Below are 22,526 nucleotides of genomic sequence, written 5' to 3'. Positions count from 1 at the left end.
CATGGTGATCAAAGGCGGAGAAGTCATATTCAATACAGTACATCTTCCCGAATCGTGGAAGCTGTCTACCTATGTAGCCAATGGCGGTTATGCAGCATTGCGCAAAATTCTGAGCGAAAAAACTTCGGCTGAGACCATCATTGCCGAGGTCAAAAAGTCCGCATTGCGTGGCCGGGGCGGCGCAGGCTTCCCGACCGGTCTGAAGTGGAGCTTCATGCCACGCCATTTTGATGGCGACAAATACCTGGTGTGCAATTCCGACGAGGGCGAACCCGGTACCTTCAAGGATCGCGACATCATGCAGTTGAATCCGCATGCGCTGATTGAAGGGATGGCGATTGCCGCCTATACCCTGGGTACCAGACGCGGTTACAACTATATCCACGGCGAAATATGGGAAACCTACGAACGCATGGAAGCCGCGGTTGAAGAAGCGAAGGCAGCAGGCTTTTTGGGTGACAACATTTGCGGCACGGACTTCAGTTTTCACCTGTTCAACCACCATGGCTACGGCGCCTATATTTGCGGCGAGGAAACGGCACTGCTCGAATCCATCGAGGGCAAGAAGGGTCAGCCGCGTTTCAAGCCGCCATTTCCGGCCAGTTTCGGCCTGTACGGCAAGCCCACCACGATCAACAACACGGAAACTTTCGCCAGCATCCCCTACATCATACGAGAAGGGGGGCAGAAATTTCTGGAGTTGGGCAAGCCCAATAACGGCGGCACCAAACTTTTCTCGGTATCCGGGCACGTGAATCGCCCCGGAAATTTTGAAGTGCCGATGGGGACGCCTTTTGCCGAATTGCTGGAAATGGCAGGCGGCATTCGGGATGGACACACTTTCAAGGCCTGCATTCCCGGTGGTTCTTCCACCCCGGTGCTGCCCGCCGAGATCATGATGCAGTGCACCATGGATTACGACTCCATCGCCAAAGCCGGTTCGGCGCTGGGTGCAGGCTCAGTCATCATCATGGACGAGACGGTGTGCATGGTGAAAGCGCTGGAACGCTTATCCTACTTTTATTTTGAAGAATCCTGCGGACAGTGTACCCCGTGCCGCGAGGGTACCGGCTGGCTATATCGGGTGATTCACCGCATCGAGCATGGTCAAGGCAGGCCGGAAGACCTCGATTTGTTGAGCGATGTCGCTCACAACATCGGCGGCCGCACCATCTGTGGTCTGGGAGATGCTGCAGCGATGCCGGTGCAGGCAATGCTCAAACACTATCGCCATGAGTTCGAGCACCATATCGAACATGGCAAATGCATGGTTTAGGTGAAGCAGGTTTAGGTGAAGCAGATGCTAGAGATCGAAATTGACGGCAACAAGATACAGATGACGGCGGGCGGCACCATCATGGAAGCCGCAGCGCAGATCGGGATTTATATTCCGCATTTCTGCTATCACAAGAAACTCTCCATTGCGGCCAACTGCCGCATGTGCCTGGTGCAGGTGGAAAAAGCCGCCAAGCCGCTGCCGGCCTGCGCCACACCGATCACCGACGGGATGAAGGTATTCACCAAATCCGACTACGCCGTCAAGGCGCAGAAGGGCGTGATGGAATTCCTGCTGATCAACCATCCGCTGGATTGCCCGATTTGTGACCAGGGCGGCGAATGCAGCTTGCAGGATCTGGCGGTCGGCTACGGCGGCAGCAGTTCGCGCTACCAGGAAGCCAAACGCGTGGTGAAGGAAAAAGATCTGGGTCCGCTGGTTGCCACCGACATGACGCGCTGCATCCACTGCACGCGCTGCGTGCGTTTCGGCCAGGAAATTGCCGGCATCATGGAGATGGGGCAGGTGGGTCGCGGCGAACATTCCGAGATCATGCCGTTCATCAGCAAGACCATCGATTCCGAACTGTCCGGCAACATCATCGACCTGTGCCCGGTGGGCGCGTTGACCAGCAAACCGTTCCGTTATACCGCGCGCAGCTGGGAGCTGTCGCGGCGCAAATCGGTGAGCCCGCACGATGGCCTGGGCAGCAATCTGATTGTACAAGTCAAGGATAGCCGCGTAATGCGGGTGCTGCCATTGGAAAACGAGGCGGTTAACGAATGCTGGCTGTCCGACAAGGATCGCTTCGCATACGAAGGCCTGAATTCCGAACAGCGCCTTAGCCGTCCGATGCTCAAGCAGGATGGGAAATGGCTGGAAGTGGATTGGCAGACGGCACTGGAATATGTCGCCAACGGCCTCAAGCAGATTCGCGAGCAACACGGTGCCGACAGCATCGGTGCGCTGGCTACGTCGCACCAGACCGTTGAAGAACTCTACCTGCTGCAAAAGCTGATGCGCGGCCTGGGTACCGGTAACGTGGATAGCCGTCTGGCGCAGGCCGATTTCAGGCTGGATGCCAGCCTGCAAGGCGCACCCTGGCTGGGCATGGCGGTTGCAGATATCAGCAAGCTGCAGCGGGTGCTGGTGATAGGCAGCACATTGCGCAATGACCATCCCCTGCTCGCGCATCGTCTGCGTCAGGCCGTGAAGCACGGTGCGCAACTCAATCTGGTGAATCCGGTGGACGATGATCTGCTCACCAAGCTTGCCAATAAAGCCATTGTCGCTCCGCAAGCCATGGTCAATACCCTTGCGCAAATTGCACTGGCATTGGCTGAGGCCACGCAGACCGAATTGCCTGCAGCCATCAAGGCGGTGTTGGCGGATGTAACGGTCGGCGCTGCGGCACGGGCCATCGCGGCCAGCCTGACAGGCGCCGAGCGGCGTGCGGTATTCCTCGGCAATTTGGCGCAGCACCATCCTCAGTATGCCGACCTGCACTCACTGGCCGAAGTGATCGCACGGCTTGCTGGTGCAAATTTCGGTTGTCTGGGTGAGTCAGCCAATAGCGTGGGCGCTTACATTGCCGGCGCGGTGCCATCCAAATCCGGTCTGAAGGCAGGCATGAATGCGGCCGCCATGATGGCGACGCCGCGCAAGGCTTATCTGTTGCTGGGTGCTGAACCGGAGCTGGATTGCAATGATCCGGCCGCAGCCATGCACGCATTACAGTCGGCTGACATGGTGGTGGCGATGAGCGCTTACAAACACAGCGCGCTGGAATACGCAGATGTGTTGTTGCCCATTGCACCGTTCAGTGAAACTTCAGGTACTTTCATCAGCACTGAAGGTCGCGTGCAAAGCTTCAACGGCACGGTCAAACCGTTAGGTGAAACACGCCCGGCATGGAAGGTGTTGCGTGTGCTGGGCACCATGCTTGGCGTAAAAGGTTTCGACTACGACACCAGTGAAGCCGTGCGTCAGGATGCGCTGGGCAGTAATGGTCTGGCTGCAGGCGTGCTCAACAATAGTTTGTCCGGACCGGTACTGCAATCGGCTGCCATTACTGACACATTGACTCGTGTGGGCGAAGTGCCGATGTACCAGGCCGATGCAATTGTGCGTCGTGCTGCTTCGCTGCATAGCACGCGCGCCGCAGCATTGCCTAATGCATCCATGCATTCCGCCTTGCTGGCGCGCCTGGGTCTTGCCGATGGCGCTATGGTGACGGTGCGTCAGGGTGAAGCGCGAGCTGTGGTGCGAGCCCTGGCAGATGACCACCTGCCCGATCATTGTGTGCGGCTAGCTGCCGCGCACCCGCTGACTGCCACGTTGGGCGCGATGCTGGGTGAAGTCTCCGTGGAGCGTGCATAACATGGAATTCTTGCAAAACCTGTTCGGATTCACCTGGCCCGTAGTGTGGTCGCTGGCCAAGATTGTTGCCATTGTCGGCCCGTTGATGATTGCAGTGGCTTACCTCACCTACGCCGAGCGCAAGGTGATCGGCTACATGCAGGTACGTATCGGCCCCAACCGGGTTGGCTTCAAAGGCTTGCTGCAACCGATCGCCGACGGACTCAAGCTGATGATGAAGGAAATCATCATCCCCAGCGGTTCCAACAAATTTCTGTTCGTGCTGGCACCGGTGCTGACGATTGCCCCCGCACTGGCTGCCTGGGCGGTGATTCCGTTCACCCCGGAACTGGTACTGGCCAACGTGGACGCGGGCCTGCTCTACATCATGGCAATCACTTCCATGGGTGTGTACGGCGTCATCATCGCGGGTTGGGCATCCAACTCAAAATACGCATTCCTCGGCAGCCTGCGCTCTGCTGCGCAAATCGTGTCTTACGAAATCGCCATGGGTTTTGCGCTGGTGGGTGTGTTAATGGCTTCGCAAAGCCTGAATCTGATCGATATCGTGAAAGGACAGGCAGGCGGGGTGTTCAGCTGGTACTGGCTACCCCTGTTCCCGATGTTTATTGTGTACCTGATTGCCGGCGTGGCGGAAACCAACCGCGCCCCGTTTGACGTGGCTGAAGGTGAATCCGAGATCGTGGCCGGCTTTCATGTGGAGTATTCCGGCATGGCGTTCGCGGTATTTTTCCTGGCGGAATATGCCAACATGATTTTGATCGCAACGCTGGTTGCGTTGATGTTCCTGGGAGGCTGGAATCCACTGTTTGACATAGCGCCGTTCACCTGGATCCCGGCCTTCGTCTGGCTGATGCTGAAAGTGGGTTTTGTGCTGTTCCTGTTCCTGTGGTTCCGGGCTACATTTCCGCGCTATCGCTACGATCAGATCATGCGTCTGGGCTGGAAGGTGTTCATTCCAGTCACCCTGATCTGGTTGCTGTTCGTGGGGGGCATGATGCAAACCCGCTACGGTTACCTGTTCCACTAATGTGGAATGATGGAGTAATTTGATGAAAGCGATTAAACACTTCTTTTCGAGCATGCTGCTCACCGAGCTGTTGCGCGGCATGGCCCTGACCGGGCGGCATCTGTTCGCGCGCAAGATTACGGTGCAGTTCCCCGAAGAAAAAACGCCGATGTCGCCGCGCTTTCGTGGCTTGCATGCGTTGCGCCGCTATCCGAATGGCGAGGAACGCTGCATTGCCTGCAAATTGTGTGAAGCGGTATGCCCGGCCCTGGCAATTACCATCGAATCGGAAAAGCGCGATGATGGCACGCGTCGCACGACGCGCTATGACATCGATCTGACCAAATGTATTTTCTGTGGATTCTGTGAAGAATCCTGTCCGGTGGATTCGATTGTGGAAACGCACATTCTCGAATACCACGGAGAGAAACGCGGCGATCTCTATTACACCAAGGAAATGCTGCTCGCCGTAGGCGACAAGAACGAAGCGCAAATCGCCGCAGCGCGCGCCGCAGATGCCCCATACCGTTAATGCTGTTCAAGAATCGAGTGGATCAGTATGAATTTTGAAACTGCAGTTTTTTATTTCTTTGCGGCGATATTGCTGTTTGCCGGCCTGCGTGTCATTACCGCGCGTAACCCGGTGCACGCGGCACTGTTCCTGGTGCTGGCGTTCTTTACGGCAGCAGGCCTTTGGCTGATGCTGGAGGCGGAATTTCTCGCCATTACCCTGGTGCTGGTATACGTGGGCGCGGTGATGGTGCTGTTCCTGTTCGTGGTGATGATGCTGGATATCAACCTCGACAAGCTGCGCGAAGGTTTCTGGGATTACCTGCCGCTGGCCGGTATCGTAGCAACACTGATGGTACTGGAAATGGTCGTCGTGCTGGGCGGTAAACAGTTCGGCCTGAGTGCGGTGCCCGCACCGATTGCGCATGCCGCGAATTACAGCAACACCAAGGAACTGGGGCGTTTGCTCTACACCGATTACGTGTACCCATTTGAGCTGGCTGCGGTGATTCTGCTGGTGGCGATAGTGGCCGCCATTGCGCTCACCATGCGTCGCCGCAAGCACACCAAATATCAGGATCCGGCACAGCAGGTGAAAATCAAGCGTGCAGATCGTATTCGCATGGTTTCCATGGCATCTGAAAAAGCAGTATCGACTGAACAGATTTCGCAGCCTGAAAAATAATTCGCTGGCTTCATTGCTGGCACCGCAATCATAGGGGGATACCGGTGTTGTCACTTTCGCATTACCTGGTGCTAGGCGCGATATTGTTCGCCATCAGCATATTAGGCATATTTTTGAATCGCAAGAACGTCATCATCCTGTTGATGGCGATCGAACTCATGCTGTTGGCGGTTAACATGAATTTCATCGCCTTCTCGCACTATATGGGCGATACCGCCGGACAGATTTTCGTGTTCTTCATTCTTACCGTGGCAGCGGCGGAATCCGCTATTGGCCTGGCCATACTGGTGGTGTTGTTCCGTAACCTGCACACCATCAATGTGGACGATCTGGATCATCTGAAAGGCTAACGGGCGCTGCGGCGAACCCGACGGGAACCAACCATGACGGAAATGCAAAAACTCTATCTTCTGGTGCCGCTGGCGCCGCTGTTCGGATCGGTTATCGCCGGCCTGTTCGGGTGGGCCATCGGGCGTACCATGTCGCACCTGGTGACCATCGCCGGTGTGGCGGTTTCGTGCTGGGTTTCCTGGATCATCTTCCAGGACGTACAGGCCGGGCATGTATTCAACGGTACTGTTTACACCTGGATGACCAGCGGTGATATCCGTTTCGAGATCGGTTTCCTGATCGACCCGTTGACCACCATGATGATGATGGTGGTGACCTTCGTCTCGCTGATGGTGCATATCTATACCATTGGCTACATGCAGGATGATCCCGGATATCAGCGTTTCTTCAGCTACATCTCGCTGTTCACTTTCTCCATGCTGATGCTGGTGATGGCCAACAACTTCCTGCAGTTGTTCTTCGGCTGGGAAGCGGTGGGTCTGGTGTCGTATCTGCTGATCGGTTTCTGGTACACCAAGCCGACCGCGATCTATGCCAACCTGAAAGCATTTCTGGTCAACCGCGTGGGCGATTTCGGTTTCCTGCTCGGCATCGGCCTGGTACTGGCCTACTTCGGTACCCTGGATTACGCTTCAGTATTCGCCCAGGCGCCAGCCATGGCGAGTCACACCATCAGCATCATCCCCGGGCAGGAATGGTCCTTGCTGACATTGATCTGCATCCTGCTGTTCATCGGAGCGATGGGCAAGTCGGCGCAGTTCCCGCTGCACGTCTGGCTGCCTGATTCGATGGAAGGCCCCACACCTATTTCTGCATTGATACACGCTGCGACCATGGTGACGGCTGGCATTTTCATGGTGGCGCGCATGTCACCGCTGTTCGAGCTGTCCCAGACCGCGCTGTCAGTGGTGATGGTGATCGGCGCGATTACCGCGCTGTTCATGGGTTTCCTTGGCATCATCCAGAATGACATCAAGCGCGTGATCGCGTATTCCACTTTGTCGCAGTTGGGCTACATGACCGTGGCGCTGGGCGCGTCCGCCTACTCGGCGGCGGTGTTTCACCTGATGACGCATGCTTTCTTCAAGGCGCTACTGTTCCTGGCGGCAGGCTCGGTCATCATGGGCATGCATCACGACCAGGACATCCGCAACATGGGTGGTCTGCGCAAGTACATGCCGATCACCTGGATTACCTTCCTGATCGGCTCGCTGGCACTGATCGGCACGCCGTTCCTGTCCGGCTTCTATTCCAAGGACAGCATCATCGAGGCGGTGGGGCTGTCTCATCTGACTGGTTCCGGCTTCGCCTACTTTGCCGTGGTGGCGGGCGTGTTTGTCACTGCTTTCTATTCGTTCCGCCTGTATTTTCTGGTGTTCCACGGCAAGGAGCGTTTTCCCGTGCATGATAGTCACGCGCATGGCCACGATGGCCACGATGATCACGGCCACGGCCATGGCGGCACGCCGCATGAATCACCGTGGGTGGTCACCGTGCCGTTGATCCTGCTGGCGATACCGTCCCTGGTTATCGGTTACTTTACAATTCAGCCGATGCTGTTTGGCGATTACTTCAAGGGCGCGATTTTCATCAACAATGACTTGCATCCGGCCATGGAAGAACTCGCACATGAATTCCACGGCGCCGGCGCGATGGCACTGCATGCATTGACCACGCTGCCGTTCTGGCTGGCGTTTGCGGGTGTTGCGCTGTCCTGGTTCTTCTATATGAAACGCCCGGACATTCCTGCCGCAATCAAACAGCGCTTCAGCCTGATTTACGCAATCCTGGAAAACAAATACGGCTTCGATACGTTCAATGACTGGTTCTTCGCAGGCGGTGCCCGCAAGCTGGGGAATATATTGTGGCGTTATGGCGATGTGAAACTGATTGACGGTTTCTTCGTTAACGGTGCGGCACGCGTAGTGGGATGGCTCTCCAGAGTAATCCGCAATTTTCAGTCCGGTTACATCTACCATTACGCTTTCGCCATGATTATTGGCGTATTTGCGCTGCTGACCTGGTTTGTACGTGCCGCCTGATGCATCAGGTGATGAATAAATACAAGGGAATAGGGAATTTATGCTAGCTGGATACCCACTACTGAGTCTGTCCATTTGGGTGCCGATCATTGCCGGCGTGCTGGTGCTCGCCACTGGTTCCGATCGCAATGCGCCGCTGGCGCGCTGGATTGCACTGCTGGGCGCCATCCTGGGCTTTGCTGTCACGCTGCCGCTTTACACCCGGTTTGACCCGCTCTCCGCCAGCATGCAGTTCACCGAACTGGCACGCTGGATCCCGGCATTCAATATTCACTATCACCTCGGCGTTGACGGCATTGCCATGCCTTTCGTGCTGCTCAACAGCTTTACCACAGTACTGGTGGTGATTGCGGGCTGGCAGGTCATCCAGAACAAGACTGCGCAATACATGGCATCCTTCCTCATCATGTCCGGCCTCATCAACGGCGTGTTCGCGGCAATGGATGCGGTGCTGTTCTATGTATTCTTCGAAGCCATGCTGATCCCCATGTTCCTGGTGATTGGTATCTGGGGCGGGCCAAACCGGGTGTATGCAGCGGTCAAGTTTTTCCTGTACACCCTGATGGGCTCGCTGTTGATGCTGGTGGCGTTTATCTACCTGTATTTCCAGTCCGGGGGCAGCTTCGAGATTCTGGATTATCAACGCCTGCCCATCGGCATGACCGCCCAGATCCTTATCTTCATCGCTTTCTTCCTGTCCTTCGCAGTGAAAGTGCCGATGTGGCCGGTGCATACCTGGCTGCCGGATGCACACGTCGAAGCACCGACCGGCGGTTCGGTGGTGCTGGCGGCGATTACGCTGAAAATCGGCGCTTACGGTTTCCTGCGCTTCAATTTGCCGATTGCTCCGGACGCCAGCCATTATCTTTCCGGCTTCATCATCACCATTTCGCTGATCGCGGTGGTGTATATCAGCTTCGTGGCGCTGGCGCAGAGCGACATGAAAAAGCTGATTGCCTATTCTTCCATCGCGCACATGGGTTTCGTCACCTTGGGGTTTTTCATGTTCAACACACTCGGTATGGAAGGCGGCCTGGTGCAGATGATCTCGCACGGCTTCATTTCCGCCGCGATGTTCCTGTGCGTGGGGGTGATGTATGACCGCCTGCATTCGCGCCAGATCGGCGATTACGGCGGCCTGGCGAAAAAAATGCCGATATTCGCCGCATTCTTCATGCTGTTTGCAATGTCCAACGCCGGCCTGCCGGGCACTAGCGGCTTCATCGGCGAATTCATGGTCATCCTGAGCGCCATCAAGGTCAATTTCTGGTATGCCTTCCTGGCCGCAACCACATTGATTACCGGGGCTGCCTACACATTGTGGATGTACAAGCGCGTGGTGTTCGGCAATATCACCAACCCTCACGTTGAAGACATGCAGGACATCGGTCCGCGCGAATTCAGTTTCATGGCTGTACTCGCGCTGGCGGTGCTGGCAATGGGCGTCTATCCCAAGCCGATCACTGATGTCATGCACACCTCGGTGAATAACCTACTCGCCCATGTGGCGCAGAGCAAACTGCCCTAAGCTGTATTGATAAGGACTACGGATGAATTTTGCCCTCACCGATCTGATGCCGTTATTGCCGGAAATATTTCTGCTGGCGGCCGTTTCCTTCATCCTGATTTTTGACCTGTTTCTCAGCGATGAACATCGTTACATTACTTACATTCTCAGCTTGTCCGCATTGCTGGGCTGCGGCTGGCTGACTTTCTCCGGTGCGACTGGAGAGACAATCTATGCCATGCACGGCATGTTCGTCAGCGACATGCTGGCCGATGTGCTGAAACTCGTGGTGTATTTCAGCGTTGCGGTGACCATGGTTTACTCGCGCGAATATATCCGAGTGCGCGGCATGTTCCAGGGCGAGTTCTTCGTGCTGATGCTGTTCGCCACGCTGGGCATGATGGTGATGATTTCCGCCAGTCATTTCCTGACCTTATACATGGGGCTGGAACTGCTGAGCCTGTCGTTGTATGCGCTGGTTGCACTGCAGCGTGACTCGGCCGTGGCGGCCGAAGCCGCGATGAAATACTTTGTGCTGGGAGCACTGGCGTCGGGCATGCTGCTGTATGGTATGTCCATGCTTTATGGCGCCACAGGCACTCTGGAGATCGCCAAAATTGCCGCCGTATTGCAACAGGGGCTGGGCAGCAATACCGTACTGGTGTTCGGTCTGGTATTTGTGGTGGCGGGGCTGGCGTTCAAGCTCGGCGTGGCACCGTTCCATATGTGGATTCCGGACGTGTACCAGGGTGCACCCACGGCCGTCACGCTGTTTATCGGTACTGCCAGTAAAATTGCCGCGCTGGGTTTTGTGTTGCGTATCCTGGCGCAAGGGCTGCAATCGCTGTCCCCCGACTGGCAATCGATGCTGGTCATCATGGCGGTATTGTCGATGGCGGTGGGCAATATCACCGCCATTGCCCAGACCAATTTCAAGCGCATGCTGGCTTACTCCACCATCTCGCACATGGGCTTTCTGCTGCTTGGCCTGCTAGCTGCCGATATCAACGGCTACACTTCCGCCATGTTCTACATGATCAGCTATGTGTTCATGGGGCTGGGCTCATTCGGCATGATCCTGCTGCTGTCGCGCAAAGGCTTCGAAGCCGACAAGCTGGACGACCTCAAAGGGTTGAATCAGCGTAGCCCATGGTTTGCGTTCATGCTGCTGCTCATCATGTTCTCGCTGGCCGGCATTCCGCCCACGATAGGTTTTTACGCCAAATTATCGGTGCTGCAGGCGGTGATTCACGCCGGTTATACCTGGCTGGCCGTTGTTGCGGTTATTTTCTCGCTGATCGGCGCATTTTATTATTTGCGCGTGGTCAAACTGATGTATTTCGACAAGCCGCATGACATGACCCCGATCGCACCTCAGGGCGACATGCGCGTATTGATGAGCGCCAACGGGCTGGGCATGCTGGCCCTTGGCATTTTGCCGCAGCCGCTCATGGCGCTGTGCGCTTACGCTATTGGTAAATCGCTATGAATGCCGCTGTTACCGCCTTGCTGCTGACCGCTCTGGTCGCAGCCAATCTGCCGTTTTTGCTGGAGCGCATCTTTTTCGTCATCACCCCCAAGGATAGTCACAAAGCGCTGGGTTGGCGCGCGCTGGAACTGATCGTGCTGTACTTTGTGGTGGGCGGTGTGGGTTACATGCTGCAGCGCAGGATTGGTCCGGTGCAACACCAGAACTGGGAGTTTTATGCGGTCACCGCCTGCCTGTTCCTGGTTATGGCCTATCCCGGATTTGTATACCGTTATTTGTGGCGGCGTTAGCAGAACCAGGGAGCGCCTGAATACTCAGGCAGGGTTGTTGCTACAGTAATACCATTCCTGGCCGTTACTTGGTGTTACATCAACAGGCAGATAATAAAGGAGCGCTATGGCCAGGCCGGAGAAAGTTCGTCTGGGCGAACTTTTGGTTCAGCAAAAGCTGCTGTCTGAAGAGCAACTCCAGTTAGCACTGGGCGAGCAAAAACGCAGCGGGCGCAAACTCGGCCGTTTCTTTGTCGAAAACGGCTTCGTCACCGAAGACCAGATTTCGGGCGCGCTGGCCAAGCAGCTCAATATCCCCTACATCGATCTCAAGTATTACAACTTCAATCCCGATACGGTACGCCTGCTGCCGGAAACCCAGGCGCGCCGTTTCCGCGCCATTGCTCTGGAAGATCGCGACAGCAGCTTGTTATTAGGCCTGGCAGACCCTACCGATCTGTTCGCTTACGACGAGATTGCCCGTTCCGTGAAAAGGAATATCGAACTCGCCGTGGTGAACGAGGGCGAACTGCTGCAGACCATCGACCGCATTTACCGCAAGACCGAAGAGATCACCGATTTTGCCCGCGAGCTGGAACAGGATCTGGGCGACAGTTATGTGGATTTCGGTACGCTGGGCGCTGCGGCCGGGCTGGAAGAGGCGCCGGTGGTCAAACTTCTGCAATCGGTGTTTGACGATGCGACACAGGTCAGGGCATCCGACATCCATATCGAACCGCAGGAAGAACGCCTGCAAATCCGCTTCCGTATAGACGGTGTGCTGCATCTGCAAACCGAGTCCGATATCAAGATTGCCAGTGCTCTGGCGCTACGGCTCAAGCTGATGTCGGGCCTGGATATCTCGGAAAAACGCCTGCCCCAGGATGGGCGTTTCGCCATCAAGGTCAAGCAGCAGCAGATCGACGTGCGTATCTCCACCATGCCCACTCAGTATGGCGAATCGGTGGTGATGCGTTTATTGAACCAGGGCGGTGCAACGCTCAAGCTGGATTCCATCGGCATGCCGGGCAACATGCTGGAAAGATTCCGTGCCATCCTGCGGCGGCCGAATGGACTGGTACTGGTGACCGGCCCCACCGGTAGCGGTAAAACCACCACCCTGTACGGTGCATTGGCCGAACTGAATACGCTGGAAAGAAAACTGATTACCGTTGAAGACCCGGTTGAGTACCGCCTGCCAGGCATTAACCAGGTGCAGGTCAACGATAAAATCGAACTGACCTTTGCCAGGGTTCTGCGTTCCGCGTTGCGTCAGGATCCGGATATCGTGCTGGTAGGCGAGATGCGCGACCAGGATACTGCCCAGATCGGCATGCGTGCCGCAATGACCGGTCACCTGGTGCTATCGACATTGCACACCAACGATGCGGCCAGTACCCCGCTGCGCTTGCTGGATATGGGCGTGCCGCGCTATATGGTCGCCACTTCCATCCAGGTCGTGCTGGCCCAGCGTCTGGTGCGAGTCATTTGCGAGAGCTGCGCCAAACCGTATGAGCTAAAGCCGACTGAGCGTGAATGGTTGAAGGCGGAACTGGGCGACACCGTGGACAGCCACCAATATTCCTATGGACGCGGCTGTGCGCATTGCAACGGCACCGGCTACCGTGGCCGCACAGGCGTGTACGAAATGCTGGAGATGACTGAAGCGGTAGCCGATGCTGCTAATCATCATGACCCGGTACATTTCATGAAAGCGGCGAACACCCAAATGGCAGGGCAGACCTTGCGCAGGCATGCGGTAGCGCTGGCTGGCGCGGGAAGAACCACCGTGGCTGAAGCCATGCGCATCAGCAATCAGTTCGAAGACTGAACATGGCATTTTTCGCATACAAAGCCCGCAATACGCACGGAGAGTTGGTCCGAGGGGTGCTTGAAAGCCCGGACAGCAGCGCTGTAGCGGAGCAGCTTTTCAATACCGGCATCACGCCGATTGAAATCACGCTGACCAAAAAACCGGCGTTGAGTGGCGAAGGTGGCTGGTGGGCACGCTTGACCGAAGAAAAGATTCGTTCCATCGATGTACAGCTGTTCAGCCGCCAGCTCTACACGCTGCTCAAGGCCGGCGTGCCGATCATGCGCGGGCTGGCCGGCTTGCAGGAATCCGCCATCAACAAATCGTTTGGACGCGTGCTGGGCGATATCCGAGAATCGCTGGATTCGGGTCGCGAGCTTTCCGCGGCCATGCGCCGTCATACTGACGTTTTCTCTCCTTTTTATCTGAGCATGGTGCGCGTCGGTGAAATGACCGGGCGCCTGGAAGAGATATTCCTGCGCCTGTTCGATCATCTCGAATTCGAACGGTTGATGGGCGAACGGGTACGCTCAGCCTTGCGCTATCCGATGTTCGTAGTGATCGCGATGGCTGTAGCCATCACGGTGATCAACCTGTTTGTGATCCCGGCATTCGCCAAAGTGTATGCGGGCTTTAACGCCGAACTCCCGCTGATGACGCAAATACTCATCGGTTTTTCCAATTTCATGATCAAATATTGGCTGCTACTGCTTGTGATACTGATAGGAGCCGGCTTAGCGTTCAGGGCTTATATCGCCACTCCCAACGGCGGTTACCGCTGGGACAAACTCAAGCTGCGTTTCCCGATTGTGGGCAAGATCGTGTTGAAAGGCGCGCTGGCCCGTTTCGCGCGCAGTTTCGCACTAGCCAGCAAGAGCGGCGTGCCCATCGTGCAGTGTCTGAACGTGGTGGCCCAGACGGTCGACAACGCCTATATCGCCAGTCGCATCACGCAAATGCGCGATGGCATTGAACGCGGCGAAAGCATACTGCGCACTGCCGTGACGGCTGGGGTATTTACCCCCGTTGTGCTGCAGATGGTTGCGGTGGGCGAGGAAACCGGCGAACTCGACAGCCTGATGGAAGAGATTGCCGAAATGTACGAGCGTGAAGTGGATTACGAACTCAAGACTCTGTCATCGCAAATCGAACCAATCCTGATTGTCGGTCTGGGCATCATCGTCCTGATCCTGGCCCTGGGTGTATTCCTGCCGATCTGGGATCTCGGCAAGGTCGCGCTGCACAAATGAAAACTGTACGGCGTGGCATATTCTGCCGCCCCGCGTCAGTTGTTTTGGTTAGTAGAAGGCTGGCCGGTTTCACCCTGTTCGAACTGCTGGGGATCATTCTGCTGGTCAGCGTACTGTCCCTCGTACTCTACGATCGATTTCTTGGCTATCAGGCGCTGGCGGAAAAAACCGCCATGGAAATGACCGTCATCAACATGCGCAGCGGCCTGCGCTTGCGCGTGGCAGAGCTGATGATGGGGGGAAAGATGGATGAGATAGCCGGTCTGGTGCATGAAAACCCCATCAACTGGCTGGCGGCACCACCACCCAATTATATCGGGGCATTGCAAAACCCCGAACAGAGCGCGATTCCCGGCAATGCTTGGTATTTTGATACAAGTCGACACGAGCTAATCTACATGCCAGGTAGCGGTAATATTTTCGCAACGCAGCCCCGCGCATCAGTGGTACGTTTCCGGGTTGCCGCAACGATACATCCGCCGGTTAAAGGTGGAAGCAAAATACCCAAAGTTGAGGGGGTGACTCTGGTCAGGGTTCCCTAGGCAAGATGAGCACTGATTGATGGCATGGTTTGTGCTCTGGGTCAGCAACAGAATTTAGCCGGCTATTGAGTGATGGAAACGGAGGAATGACAAATGCGTAAATATCATCAAGGTTTTACCTTGATCGAACTGGTCGTCGTTATTGCGATCATCGGAATTCTCGCGGCGACCGCCCTGCCGCGCTATATCAACCTGCAGACCCAGGCGCGTGCAGCCAAGGCGCAAGCGATTTACGGAGCCGTTAGATCAGCTTCCGCACTGGCGCGTGCCAATTGCATGGTGGATCTGGCGGGCCTGACTACGCCTGCAACTTGCACGACTACGGCTGGAACAACCAACATGGACGGAACAGCCGTCGCCATGATTAACCAATACCCGGCGGCGAATGTCGCGCTTGTATCAGGAACCGGCGGGATACTGCTGGCGGCACAACTGAACCCGGCTACGGACGCCATTACGGCGACACAATCGGGTACCACGGTAACCATCGACATTAATGGAGGCACCGCAGGTACTTGTTCGGTCACTTACACGGAGGCCACTGCAGGACCAGTGGCCCCGTTCATCACCCCGACGACTTCAGGTTGTTAAGAAGGAAGGCGCCTGTGCAGGCACAGGCATGTTAATTGCTCAGTTGTATTCAGAAACATTTTGTATTCAAAAATTAAAGGAGCTGAATGATGCGTAAAGTACAAGCAGGTTTTACCTTGATCGAATTGGTCGTGGTAATCGTGATTCTGGGGATTTTGTCTGCAGTGGCATTGCCGCGTTTCATCGGGATATCTACTGATGCACGCGTAGCTTCTGCTAGCGGGTTGTTCGGTGCGGTTCAAGCTGCTGCTGGAATAGCGCATGCGCAGGGTTTGGTGAAAGGAGTAACCAACGGGACGATAACCATGGAAGGGCAGTCAGTGACGCTGGTTAACGGTTACCCCGCGACGGCAGCGGGCGGAATTGATGCCGCGTTGACCTCTTATCAAGGTTTTACTTTTGCAGCTGGTGTATTTTCTGAGACTGGGGCAACTACACCATCGACGTGCGGAGTGACCTATGCTCAGCCTGCTGCGGCAAATGGTTCGCCAACGATTACGCCGAATACTGCTGGTTGCTGATTCTAGCTTGACTGACCTTTCCGGCTTTTCCTCCGGGGCGGTAGGGCGTAATTAACAGGGTATTGCGCCGCATGGATGCTCATGCGGCGCAATACGTGGCGTGCCCAACGCACTTTTTGTTGATCGAAATCTTTCTCCGGGTAGGCGTCTTGGTTTATGGGTTGACATGCAGGCATAGCAGAAATCATGGCCTAAGGCAGCGGGGTCGTTGTGCGCCCATCAAATCAACATCCGGCTTCACTCTCATTGAGCTCATCGTAGTCATGATACTCATCGGCATACTTGCCGCTACTGCGATTCCACGTTTTTTTGATCGACAAACTTTTGATAGCCGCGGGTTCAGTGATGAGACGCTGGCCGCACTGCGCTATGCGCAGAAAGCGGCAGTCGCCCAGCGCCGCACGGTATGCGTGAGCTTCACCTCAACCACTATTACCCTCACCATGGCTTCGCTCTCGGGTTCCTCAACCTGCGATAGAGATTTGGCTGGGCCGACCGGCACCAGTCCTTTCATGGTCTACGCACACGGGAGTGTGACTTTTGCCGCTACGCCGACCAATTTCCAGTTTAATGCGCTCGGGCAAGCCGTTTCGCCACCGTCATCCATACAGGTGGCCGGTGCAACGGGTAGCATTATTATCGAGCCGGACACCGGTTATGTTCACCCCTAACCGTACCCGGCAGGCAGGCTTATCCCTGATCGAACTGGTGATGTTCATCGTCATCGTTGGCGTTGCGGTCGCGGGTGTGCTGTCGGTGATGAACGTTACCACCCAGCACAGCGCCGATCCCATGGTGCGCAAACAGGCGCTGGCGATTGCCGAGGCCTTGCTGGAAGAGATCGAGTTGCAGCCTTTCACCTACTGCGATCCGGATGATGCGAACGCGGCGAACGCGGCAGGCCCATTCGTGGGCCCCACCGGATGCGCTACCACAGTGGAGGCGCTTGGACCGGAAGCCGGCGAAACACGTTACACCACGCCGCAATTCGATAATGTGAATGACTATAGCGGATTCTCGATGTCGCCCATTGTGGATATTACCGGGAACTCGATTACCGGACTGGGTGCATACACTGCTTCGGTTAATATCACCCAGGCCGGGGCGACTTTTTCTTTGCCTGCTACCGACGTTTTGCAAATCGATGTGCGGGTGGTTTCCGGCAGCACCGACATCACCCTCACCGGCTATCGTTTCCGCTACGCGCCGAATGCGGTGCCATGACGAAATGATGACAACCATGGCCAAAAGCCAACGCGGATTCACGCTGATCGAGGCGATTATCGTGATCACCATTACCGGTATCATCGCCGGGATGGTAGCGGTGTTTATTCGCGCGCCGGTGCAGGGCTATTTCGACTCCGCGCGGCGTGCCGAACTGACCGATATTGCGGATACCGCCCAGCGCCGCATCTCGCGCGACCTGCATCTGGCGTTGCCGAATAGCGTGCGCGTGAGCGGAGGCAATTATCTGGAGTTTCTGCAAACCAGCGGCGGCGGGCGTTATCGCGCGGCGCCGGATAATAGCGGGGGTGGCAATGTGCTGGATTTCACCCAGCCTACATCAATGTTCGATGTGCTGGGGCCGCCGGTGGCCATGGTACCGGGCGCAATGAATCTGGTCGCCGTGTATAACCTGGGCATACCGGGTGCGGACGCTTATCAGGCAGACAATACCAAACCGATTAGCGGAATTTCCGGCAATACGGTCACGTTGGTCAATGCCTTTCAGTTCCCGTTCGCTTCGCCCGCCAACCGCTTTCAGATTATTTCCTATCCGGTCTCCTACGTCTGTGCCGGGGTAGGAACGGATGCCAATGGCAACGGCACCGGTACGCTCACGCGCTACTGGAATTATCCCATCCAGGCCAGCCAGCCCACCAGCTTTACAACACCGGGTGCATTATTGGCCAAGAATGTTTCAGGCTGCAATTTTAACTACGATCAGCAAGTGATTACCCAGCGTGCGGGGCTGGTATCGGCCTGGCTGCAGATCACCCAAAGCAACGAAAGCGTGAGCTTGTATTACGAGGTGCATGTCAGCAATGTACCCTGACCGGAATCGTTCCATTACCCACGCCACGCAGCGCGGTTTCGCCATCGTCGCCGCGATTTTTCTTGTGGTCGTGCTGGCCGCCCTGGGCGCGTTCATGCTGACTTTCTCCAGCGTGCAACACATCACCTCGGCACAGGATGTACAAGGCACCCGAGCCTACCAGGCAGCGCGTACTGGTATCGAATGGGGTGCCTATCAAGTGTTGATCAGCTCAAGTTGCCCGCTCAGCACGTCGTTAACGGCAGGCGGCACGCAGGCCGGATTCAGTATCGTAGTGCAGTGCAATCCTTTTTCCACCACGGAAGGCGGCAGCACGGTGAATATGTACCAGATCATTTCAACTGCCAGCCAGGGAACAGTAGGCAGCGCCACGTATGTGGAACGGCAATTGCAGGCAACGATAGGGAAGTGATGGGGAAGATGCAAAGACCATGAATGCCAGACATCGTGTAGCAAGCTATGCAAAGCCTGTTCCAATTCGGGGTTTGATCTCTGGTTTGGGGCAGCAGGCTCGCCGGATATTTTCCCGGTGGTTGCTGCTAGCTTGCCTGATGATATTGGCTAGTGCGGCCCAGGCGGCAACCTATATTAACAAGTCGATTCCGTTTAACTGGATTAATACCGCTACTCACGCGCATGTGGGCTACAACACCTCGCCTTATAAGATGAATGGCACGATTTCGCCCGGCACGGCATGCGGTACCGCACCACCGGTCCTGGACGATACCATCAGTGACAATATTCCGATCGGATTCAATTTCAGCTATGGCGGCACGGTGTTTACCTCGGCGCGTATCATGAGCAACGGCCGCCTGCAATTCAACAACAATACCGCCTGCGGATACGGCAGTCCGGTGACGCAATTGCCTTACGCGTATTACAACAGCGCGACCAATAACCTGAACTATTCAATGCGGATTTACGGCAACGATCTGGATCCAACATCGAAGACTGACAAGCCCACTTACCCGACCACGTGTACGTCCACTTCTACCTGCTATGTCAGCTATGCCAGCATCGGGACCACGCCCAATCGCCGGTTCGTCGTGACCTGGAACAATGTTCCGGAATGGACGTCGGCGGGCTCCCTCAGTGGCAACTACAACCTGCAACTAATCCTGAACGAGGATGGCACTTTCATCTATCAGTACGGTACCGATACCCCCGGCCCTCAGGCAGCGGTGGCCCAAGTGGGCTGGCAGGTTAGCCAGAACGACTACGACATTCCCAGTGTCGGCCTGCCGGCCGATAACAGTGCGATTCTTTTTTATATTCCCACGCCCATTGCCCAGTATCATTTCCAGCAATCGGCATGGACAGCTCCCGGCCAGGTGCTGGATACCAGCGGCAGTACGCCTGCTTACAATGGAACCGCATTAGGGGCAGCAACCCCCGGAGTAGGCTATGCCTGTAATGGCGCCGTTATTCCCAATAACAATGGTTCCATAGCAGATGGAATAGATACCGGTATTTCCGTTCCATCGGTGCTGGGAGGGGCTGGCACGATCGATTTCTGGTACAAGGCTAATGCGGACTGGATTGGAGGCGGCGATGCACAATTGCTGGACGCCACCATGGCTAATAACGAGTGGTTTTTTGCGGTCAAACGCAACAACGGCGATGTGCGTTTCGTGATTACCGATAGCAACGGCACGGTACGTGCGGTGGAAACGCCAGCGAACAATATCACCGCCGGGACCTGGACACATATTGCGCTGACGTGGAATTTCAATGCGCTGGCCGCCAGCAATAGCGACCATATGACAATCTATGTCAATGGGACCCAGACGGCGGTGTCCTCATTCTCCACCAGCGGCACGGTTTCATCGCAGGTCGGAACGCTTTATCTTGGGGATAACCGCAGCAGTTTCACGGGTTCAAATGGGACCAAAGCCTCGGCTAACGGCACGCTGGATGAAGTCAATATTTACAATGTAGAGGGTAGCGCCGTGCTGATTCAGCGCGACATGAGCTACGTAGGAAGCTGCGGCCTTGACCACTATGAATTGTCTTTGCCGACCAGTAGTCTGTCTTGCCTGCCGACCACCGCGACGGTTACTGCCTGCGCTGATAACAGCAGTCCATGCACTAACGCTTTGCTTACCGCCAACGGTTCAACTGTCACTCTGGCCAGCAGTGCCGGAACTTTGGGTGCCAATACACTGGCCTTTGGTGCCAACGGTGTGGCCAGTACTACCCTCAGCTACCCGTCGGCGCCCGATAATACGGCGGTATCGGTTTCACTCGCGGCCGCGCAGACGCCCGCTGCCAACTCCAGCAAGTGTTGTCCAGACGGCATCAATTGCGCGGTAGCGAGTAGCTGTTCCACGACGTTCAATACGGCGGGGTTCGTTTTCTCCGCCGCTGCAAATGGCGGAGTGGCCGTTCTCCCAACCCAGGTGGCAGGTTCGTCCTCCCTGACCTATTATCTGCGTGCGGTGAAGACCAACACCACTACCCAGGCATGCCAGGCTGCATTACAGGGAACCACTCCGGTTAATTTCGGCTATGAGTGCAATGATCCGACGACGTGCTACGGTGCGAATCTGATGAGCGTGAACGGGGGAACGGCGACCTCCATTGCACGCAACAATAACGGCAGCGTATCGAGTTATGCGCAGGTCAACATGACTTTTGACGCGAATGGCAATGCGCCATTTACCTTCAGTTATGGCGATGTGGGCAAGGTGACGCTTTATGCCAACAAGACAGTCAATGGAGCGTTGTTGACGGGCGCCTCCAATCCCTTTGTAGTTAAACCGTTCGGGTTTACGCTATCCAGCATCAAGCGCACGGCAGACAGCTTTACCAATCCAGCGGCAGCTAGCGCTAGCGGCCCCGTTTTTATCAAAGCTGGGGATTCATTTACGGCAACGGTCACTGCGACTACCGCCACTGGAAACGTGGCCCCGAATTACGGGCAGGAGGTCAGCCCGGAAAGCGTGAAATTGACCCCGGCTTTGGTTGCGGGTCTGGGCCTGACGTATTTCCCGCCCATCGGTGGCACGTTCGGCACCTTCAGCAACGGCGTGGCGACGGGTACAGCTTTCAATTGGCCGGAAGTCGGCATCATCACGCTCACCCCCGAAGTAGGGGATGGCGATTATCTTGGTGCCGGCAATGTCACGGGAACCACCACCGGGAATGTCGGACGCTTTATACCGCATCATTTTGCCTTGTCCTCGGGGGCTGCACTGACTACCCGCAGTGACCGTGTTTGTTCGCCAGCGTCGACGTTTACCTATATGGACGAACCCATGTCGGCTACATTCACCCTGACGGCGCAAAGTGCGGCCAATCTAACGACCCAGAACTATGCGGGTAATTTTGCCAAGATGGATTTGGTCAATCCCGCTTCATTCGGTTTCGGTGCCATAAATATCGCCGCGACCAACACGCCGTTGACGCCAAGACTGTCCCTGGGTTCATCCTCCGGCAGTTGGATCGCAGGCGTCGCATCGGGTATTTCGAGTGCGTTGGCGGTGAGTAGACTTAGCGCTCCGGATGGACCCTTTGATGCCGTCAGTATAGGCATTGCACCTATCGATACGGATGGCGTGCAGTTGTCTCCGCTCAATCTTGATGTGGGTAACGGCACACCGGATCACGCCTCGTTAGGTGTGCCGACTTCGGTACGTTTCGGGCGGATCAGGTTGAACAATGCTTTCGGTTCGGAAGCGCTGGATTTGCCGATACCGCTTATAGCCCAATACTGGAATGGTACTGTTTTTACGACCAATACTTCAGATAGTTGCACTTCACTCAGTCCGAATAATATTGCTCTTGGCAATTACCAAAAGGGTTTGACGTCTACCAATATGGGTTCGGGTCACATCATGATAGGCGGCGCATTTGCGAGCGGCATCGGCAGTTTGAAACTGACCAAACCTTCACCTGCACCGACTGTGTTGGGAAGCGTCGATGTGGCGATTAACCTTGGAGTAGCCGGCATCGATCAATCCTGTCCAGCCTGGTTAGTCACAAGTAGTGGCGCGGGTTTGGGGTATTTGCGTGGCAAATGGTGTGGTGCCAATTATGATCGCGACCCAAGGGTGCGGGTGACTTTCGGTATTTATAAAAACGCAAACGATTTCATTTACATGCGTGAAATGTATTAGCAGAAATAGCTGCCTCACCACGGAAAATGAGGGCTATTGCTGAGAGCAACGGGATGTATTCGGGTGAATTGAAGAGGGGAAAGGCAAAAGCCAATTGACAACAATGGCTTATTGTTTT

At 55.8% G+C, this 22,526-nt stretch carries 20 protein-coding genes; all 20 read left to right on the top strand.

What is annotated here, in order from left to right:
- Position 1: 1 nt before the first annotated feature.
- The 20 genes from nuoF (at position 2) to EI185_RS02155 (ending at position 22,408) form a co-directional block, all read left to right on the top strand.
- A complete protein-coding gene (nuoF, locus tag EI185_RS02250) occupies positions 2-1,276 on the top strand; it encodes an NADH-quinone oxidoreductase subunit NuoF (protein WP_124703484.1) in 1,275 nt (424 codons plus the stop codon).
- Positions 1,277-1,300: 24 nt separating this feature from the next.
- A complete protein-coding gene (gene nuoG, locus EI185_RS02245; protein ID WP_124703483.1) occupies positions 1,301-3,655 on the top strand; it encodes an NADH-quinone oxidoreductase subunit NuoG in 2,355 nt (784 codons plus the stop codon).
- A gap of 1 nt (position 3,656) precedes the next feature.
- The gene (gene nuoH, locus EI185_RS02240) at positions 3,657-4,685 is read left to right on the top strand and encodes an NADH-quinone oxidoreductase subunit NuoH (RefSeq protein WP_124703482.1); all 1,029 of its coding nucleotides are present in this window, start codon (positions 3,657-3,659) and stop codon (positions 4,683-4,685) included.
- Positions 4,686-4,707: 22 nt separating this feature from the next.
- Positions 4,708-5,196 (top strand): NADH-quinone oxidoreductase subunit NuoI, encoded by a 489-nt coding sequence (nuoI, locus tag EI185_RS02235; protein ID WP_124703481.1) that lies wholly within the window; start codon positions 4,708-4,710, stop codon positions 5,194-5,196.
- Between the two features lie 27 nt (positions 5,197-5,223).
- Positions 5,224-5,859 (top strand): NADH-quinone oxidoreductase subunit J, encoded by a 636-nt coding sequence (locus tag EI185_RS02230; protein ID WP_124703480.1) that lies wholly within the window; start codon positions 5,224-5,226, stop codon positions 5,857-5,859.
- Positions 5,860-5,903: 44 nt separating this feature from the next.
- Complete coding sequence (gene nuoK / locus EI185_RS02225) at positions 5,904-6,209, top strand: NADH-quinone oxidoreductase subunit NuoK (RefSeq protein ID WP_124703479.1); 306 nt, start codon at positions 5,904-5,906, stop codon at positions 6,207-6,209.
- Positions 6,210-6,242: 33 nt separating this feature from the next.
- On the top strand, positions 6,243-8,252 hold the full coding sequence (gene nuoL, locus EI185_RS02220; protein ID WP_124703478.1) for an NADH-quinone oxidoreductase subunit L: 2,010 nt from the start codon (positions 6,243-6,245) through the stop codon (positions 8,250-8,252).
- Between the two features lie 40 nt (positions 8,253-8,292).
- Positions 8,293-9,780 carry an NADH-quinone oxidoreductase subunit M gene (locus tag EI185_RS02215; protein WP_124703477.1) on the top strand — a complete coding sequence of 496 codons (1,488 nt, stop codon included), beginning with the start codon at positions 8,293-8,295 and terminating at the stop codon, positions 9,778-9,780.
- Positions 9,781-9,802: 22 nt separating this feature from the next.
- A complete protein-coding gene (gene nuoN, locus EI185_RS02210) occupies positions 9,803-11,248 on the top strand; it encodes an NADH-quinone oxidoreductase subunit NuoN (RefSeq protein ID WP_124703476.1) in 1,446 nt (481 codons plus the stop codon).
- Entirely contained in the window at positions 11,245-11,538 is a 294-nt protein-coding gene (locus EI185_RS02205; RefSeq protein WP_189836243.1) for a DUF2818 family protein, read from the top strand. The genes nuoN and EI185_RS02205 overlap by 4 nt, the downstream gene beginning before the upstream one ends.
- Before the next feature lie 106 nt (positions 11,539-11,644).
- Complete coding sequence (locus EI185_RS02200) at positions 11,645-13,348, top strand: GspE/PulE family protein (RefSeq protein WP_124703474.1); 1,704 nt, start codon at positions 11,645-11,647, stop codon at positions 13,346-13,348.
- 2 nt (positions 13,349-13,350) lie between these two features.
- A complete protein-coding gene (locus EI185_RS02195; RefSeq protein WP_124703473.1) occupies positions 13,351-14,580 on the top strand; it encodes a type II secretion system F family protein in 1,230 nt (409 codons plus the stop codon).
- A complete protein-coding gene (locus EI185_RS02190) occupies positions 14,577-15,122 on the top strand; it encodes a hypothetical protein (protein ID WP_124703472.1) in 546 nt (181 codons plus the stop codon). The genes EI185_RS02195 and EI185_RS02190 overlap by 4 nt, the downstream gene beginning before the upstream one ends.
- Positions 15,123-15,215: 93 nt before the next feature.
- The gene (locus EI185_RS18385) at positions 15,216-15,713 is read left to right on the top strand and encodes a type IV pilin protein (RefSeq protein ID WP_124703471.1); all 498 of its coding nucleotides are present in this window, start codon (positions 15,216-15,218) and stop codon (positions 15,711-15,713) included.
- Positions 15,714-15,799: 86 nt separating this feature from the next.
- The gene (locus EI185_RS18380) at positions 15,800-16,234 is read left to right on the top strand and encodes a pilin (protein ID WP_189836242.1); all 435 of its coding nucleotides are present in this window, start codon (positions 15,800-15,802) and stop codon (positions 16,232-16,234) included.
- A 161-nt stretch (positions 16,235-16,395) separates the two neighbouring features.
- Positions 16,396-16,905: a pilus assembly FimT family protein gene (locus EI185_RS18320; protein ID WP_370685753.1), complete on the top strand. Its 510-nt coding sequence runs from the start codon at positions 16,396-16,398 to the stop codon at positions 16,903-16,905.
- Entirely contained in the window at positions 16,892-17,458 is a 567-nt protein-coding gene (locus EI185_RS02170) for a type IV pilus modification PilV family protein (protein WP_124703469.1), read from the top strand. Before EI185_RS18320 ends, EI185_RS02170 begins: the two co-directional genes overlap by 14 nt.
- Positions 17,459-17,474: 16 nt before the next feature.
- Positions 17,475-18,290, top strand: a complete 816-nt coding sequence (locus EI185_RS02165; protein ID WP_189836241.1) for a prepilin-type N-terminal cleavage/methylation domain-containing protein — start codon at positions 17,475-17,477, stop codon at positions 18,288-18,290.
- Positions 18,271-18,702, top strand: coding sequence for a hypothetical protein (locus tag EI185_RS02160; RefSeq protein ID WP_223247618.1), 432 nt, complete (start codon positions 18,271-18,273; stop codon positions 18,700-18,702). The genes EI185_RS02165 and EI185_RS02160 overlap by 20 nt, the downstream gene beginning before the upstream one ends.
- Before the next feature lie 139 nt (positions 18,703-18,841).
- Positions 18,842-22,408 carry a LamG domain-containing protein gene (locus tag EI185_RS02155; RefSeq protein WP_189836240.1) on the top strand — a complete coding sequence of 1,189 codons (3,567 nt, stop codon included), beginning with the start codon at positions 18,842-18,844 and terminating at the stop codon, positions 22,406-22,408.
- Positions 22,409-22,526: the final 118 nt, after the last annotated feature.

It is taken from the genome of Sulfuriferula multivorans (assembly GCF_003851125.1).
Lineage (GTDB): Bacteria > Pseudomonadota > Gammaproteobacteria > Burkholderiales > Sulfuriferulaceae > Sulfuriferula > Sulfuriferula multivorans.
The sequence above is the reverse complement of the archived record's forward strand: the minus strand, read 5'-3'. Positions and strand labels throughout refer to the sequence as shown.

What these genes read in the sequence shown, in the direction of transcription:
- nuoI (WP_124703481.1), top strand. Translation starts at nt 4,708, where the DNA reads ATGAAAGCGATTAAACACTTCTTTTCGAGCATGCTGCTCACCGAGCTG.
- EI185_RS02170 (WP_124703469.1), top strand. Translation starts at nt 16,892, where the DNA reads ATGTTCACCCCTAACCGTACCCGGCAGGCAGGCTTATCCCTGATCGAA.
- EI185_RS02165 (WP_189836241.1), top strand. Translation starts at nt 17,475, where the DNA reads ATGGCCAAAAGCCAACGCGGATTCACGCTGATCGAGGCGATTATCGTG.
- EI185_RS02195 (WP_124703473.1), top strand. Translation starts at nt 13,351, where the DNA reads ATGGCATTTTTCGCATACAAAGCCCGCAATACGCACGGAGAGTTGGTC.
- EI185_RS02155 (WP_189836240.1), top strand. Translation starts at nt 18,842, where the DNA reads ATGATATTGGCTAGTGCGGCCCAGGCGGCAACCTATATTAACAAGTCG.
- EI185_RS02190 (WP_124703472.1), top strand. Translation starts at nt 14,577, where the DNA reads ATGAAAACTGTACGGCGTGGCATATTCTGCCGCCCCGCGTCAGTTGTT.
- EI185_RS02215 (WP_124703477.1), top strand. Translation starts at nt 8,293, where the DNA reads ATGCTAGCTGGATACCCACTACTGAGTCTGTCCATTTGGGTGCCGATC.
- EI185_RS02200 (WP_124703474.1), top strand. Translation starts at nt 11,645, where the DNA reads ATGGCCAGGCCGGAGAAAGTTCGTCTGGGCGAACTTTTGGTTCAGCAA.
- nuoN (WP_124703476.1), top strand. Translation starts at nt 9,803, where the DNA reads ATGAATTTTGCCCTCACCGATCTGATGCCGTTATTGCCGGAAATATTT.
- nuoG (WP_124703483.1), top strand. Translation starts at nt 1,301, where the DNA reads ATGCTAGAGATCGAAATTGACGGCAACAAGATACAGATGACGGCGGGC.
- nuoF (WP_124703484.1), top strand. Translation starts at nt 2, where the DNA reads ATGGTGATCAAAGGCGGAGAAGTCATATTCAATACAGTACATCTTCCC.
- nuoL (WP_124703478.1), top strand. Translation starts at nt 6,243, where the DNA reads ATGACGGAAATGCAAAAACTCTATCTTCTGGTGCCGCTGGCGCCGCTG.
- EI185_RS18385 (WP_124703471.1), top strand. Translation starts at nt 15,216, where the DNA reads ATGCGTAAATATCATCAAGGTTTTACCTTGATCGAACTGGTCGTCGTT.
- EI185_RS02205 (WP_189836243.1), top strand. Translation starts at nt 11,245, where the DNA reads ATGAATGCCGCTGTTACCGCCTTGCTGCTGACCGCTCTGGTCGCAGCC.
- nuoH (WP_124703482.1), top strand. Translation starts at nt 3,657, where the DNA reads ATGGAATTCTTGCAAAACCTGTTCGGATTCACCTGGCCCGTAGTGTGG.
- EI185_RS02160 (WP_223247618.1), top strand. Translation starts at nt 18,271, where the DNA reads ATGTCAGCAATGTACCCTGACCGGAATCGTTCCATTACCCACGCCACG.
- EI185_RS02230 (WP_124703480.1), top strand. Translation starts at nt 5,224, where the DNA reads ATGAATTTTGAAACTGCAGTTTTTTATTTCTTTGCGGCGATATTGCTG.
- EI185_RS18380 (WP_189836242.1), top strand. Translation starts at nt 15,800, where the DNA reads ATGATGCGTAAAGTACAAGCAGGTTTTACCTTGATCGAATTGGTCGTG.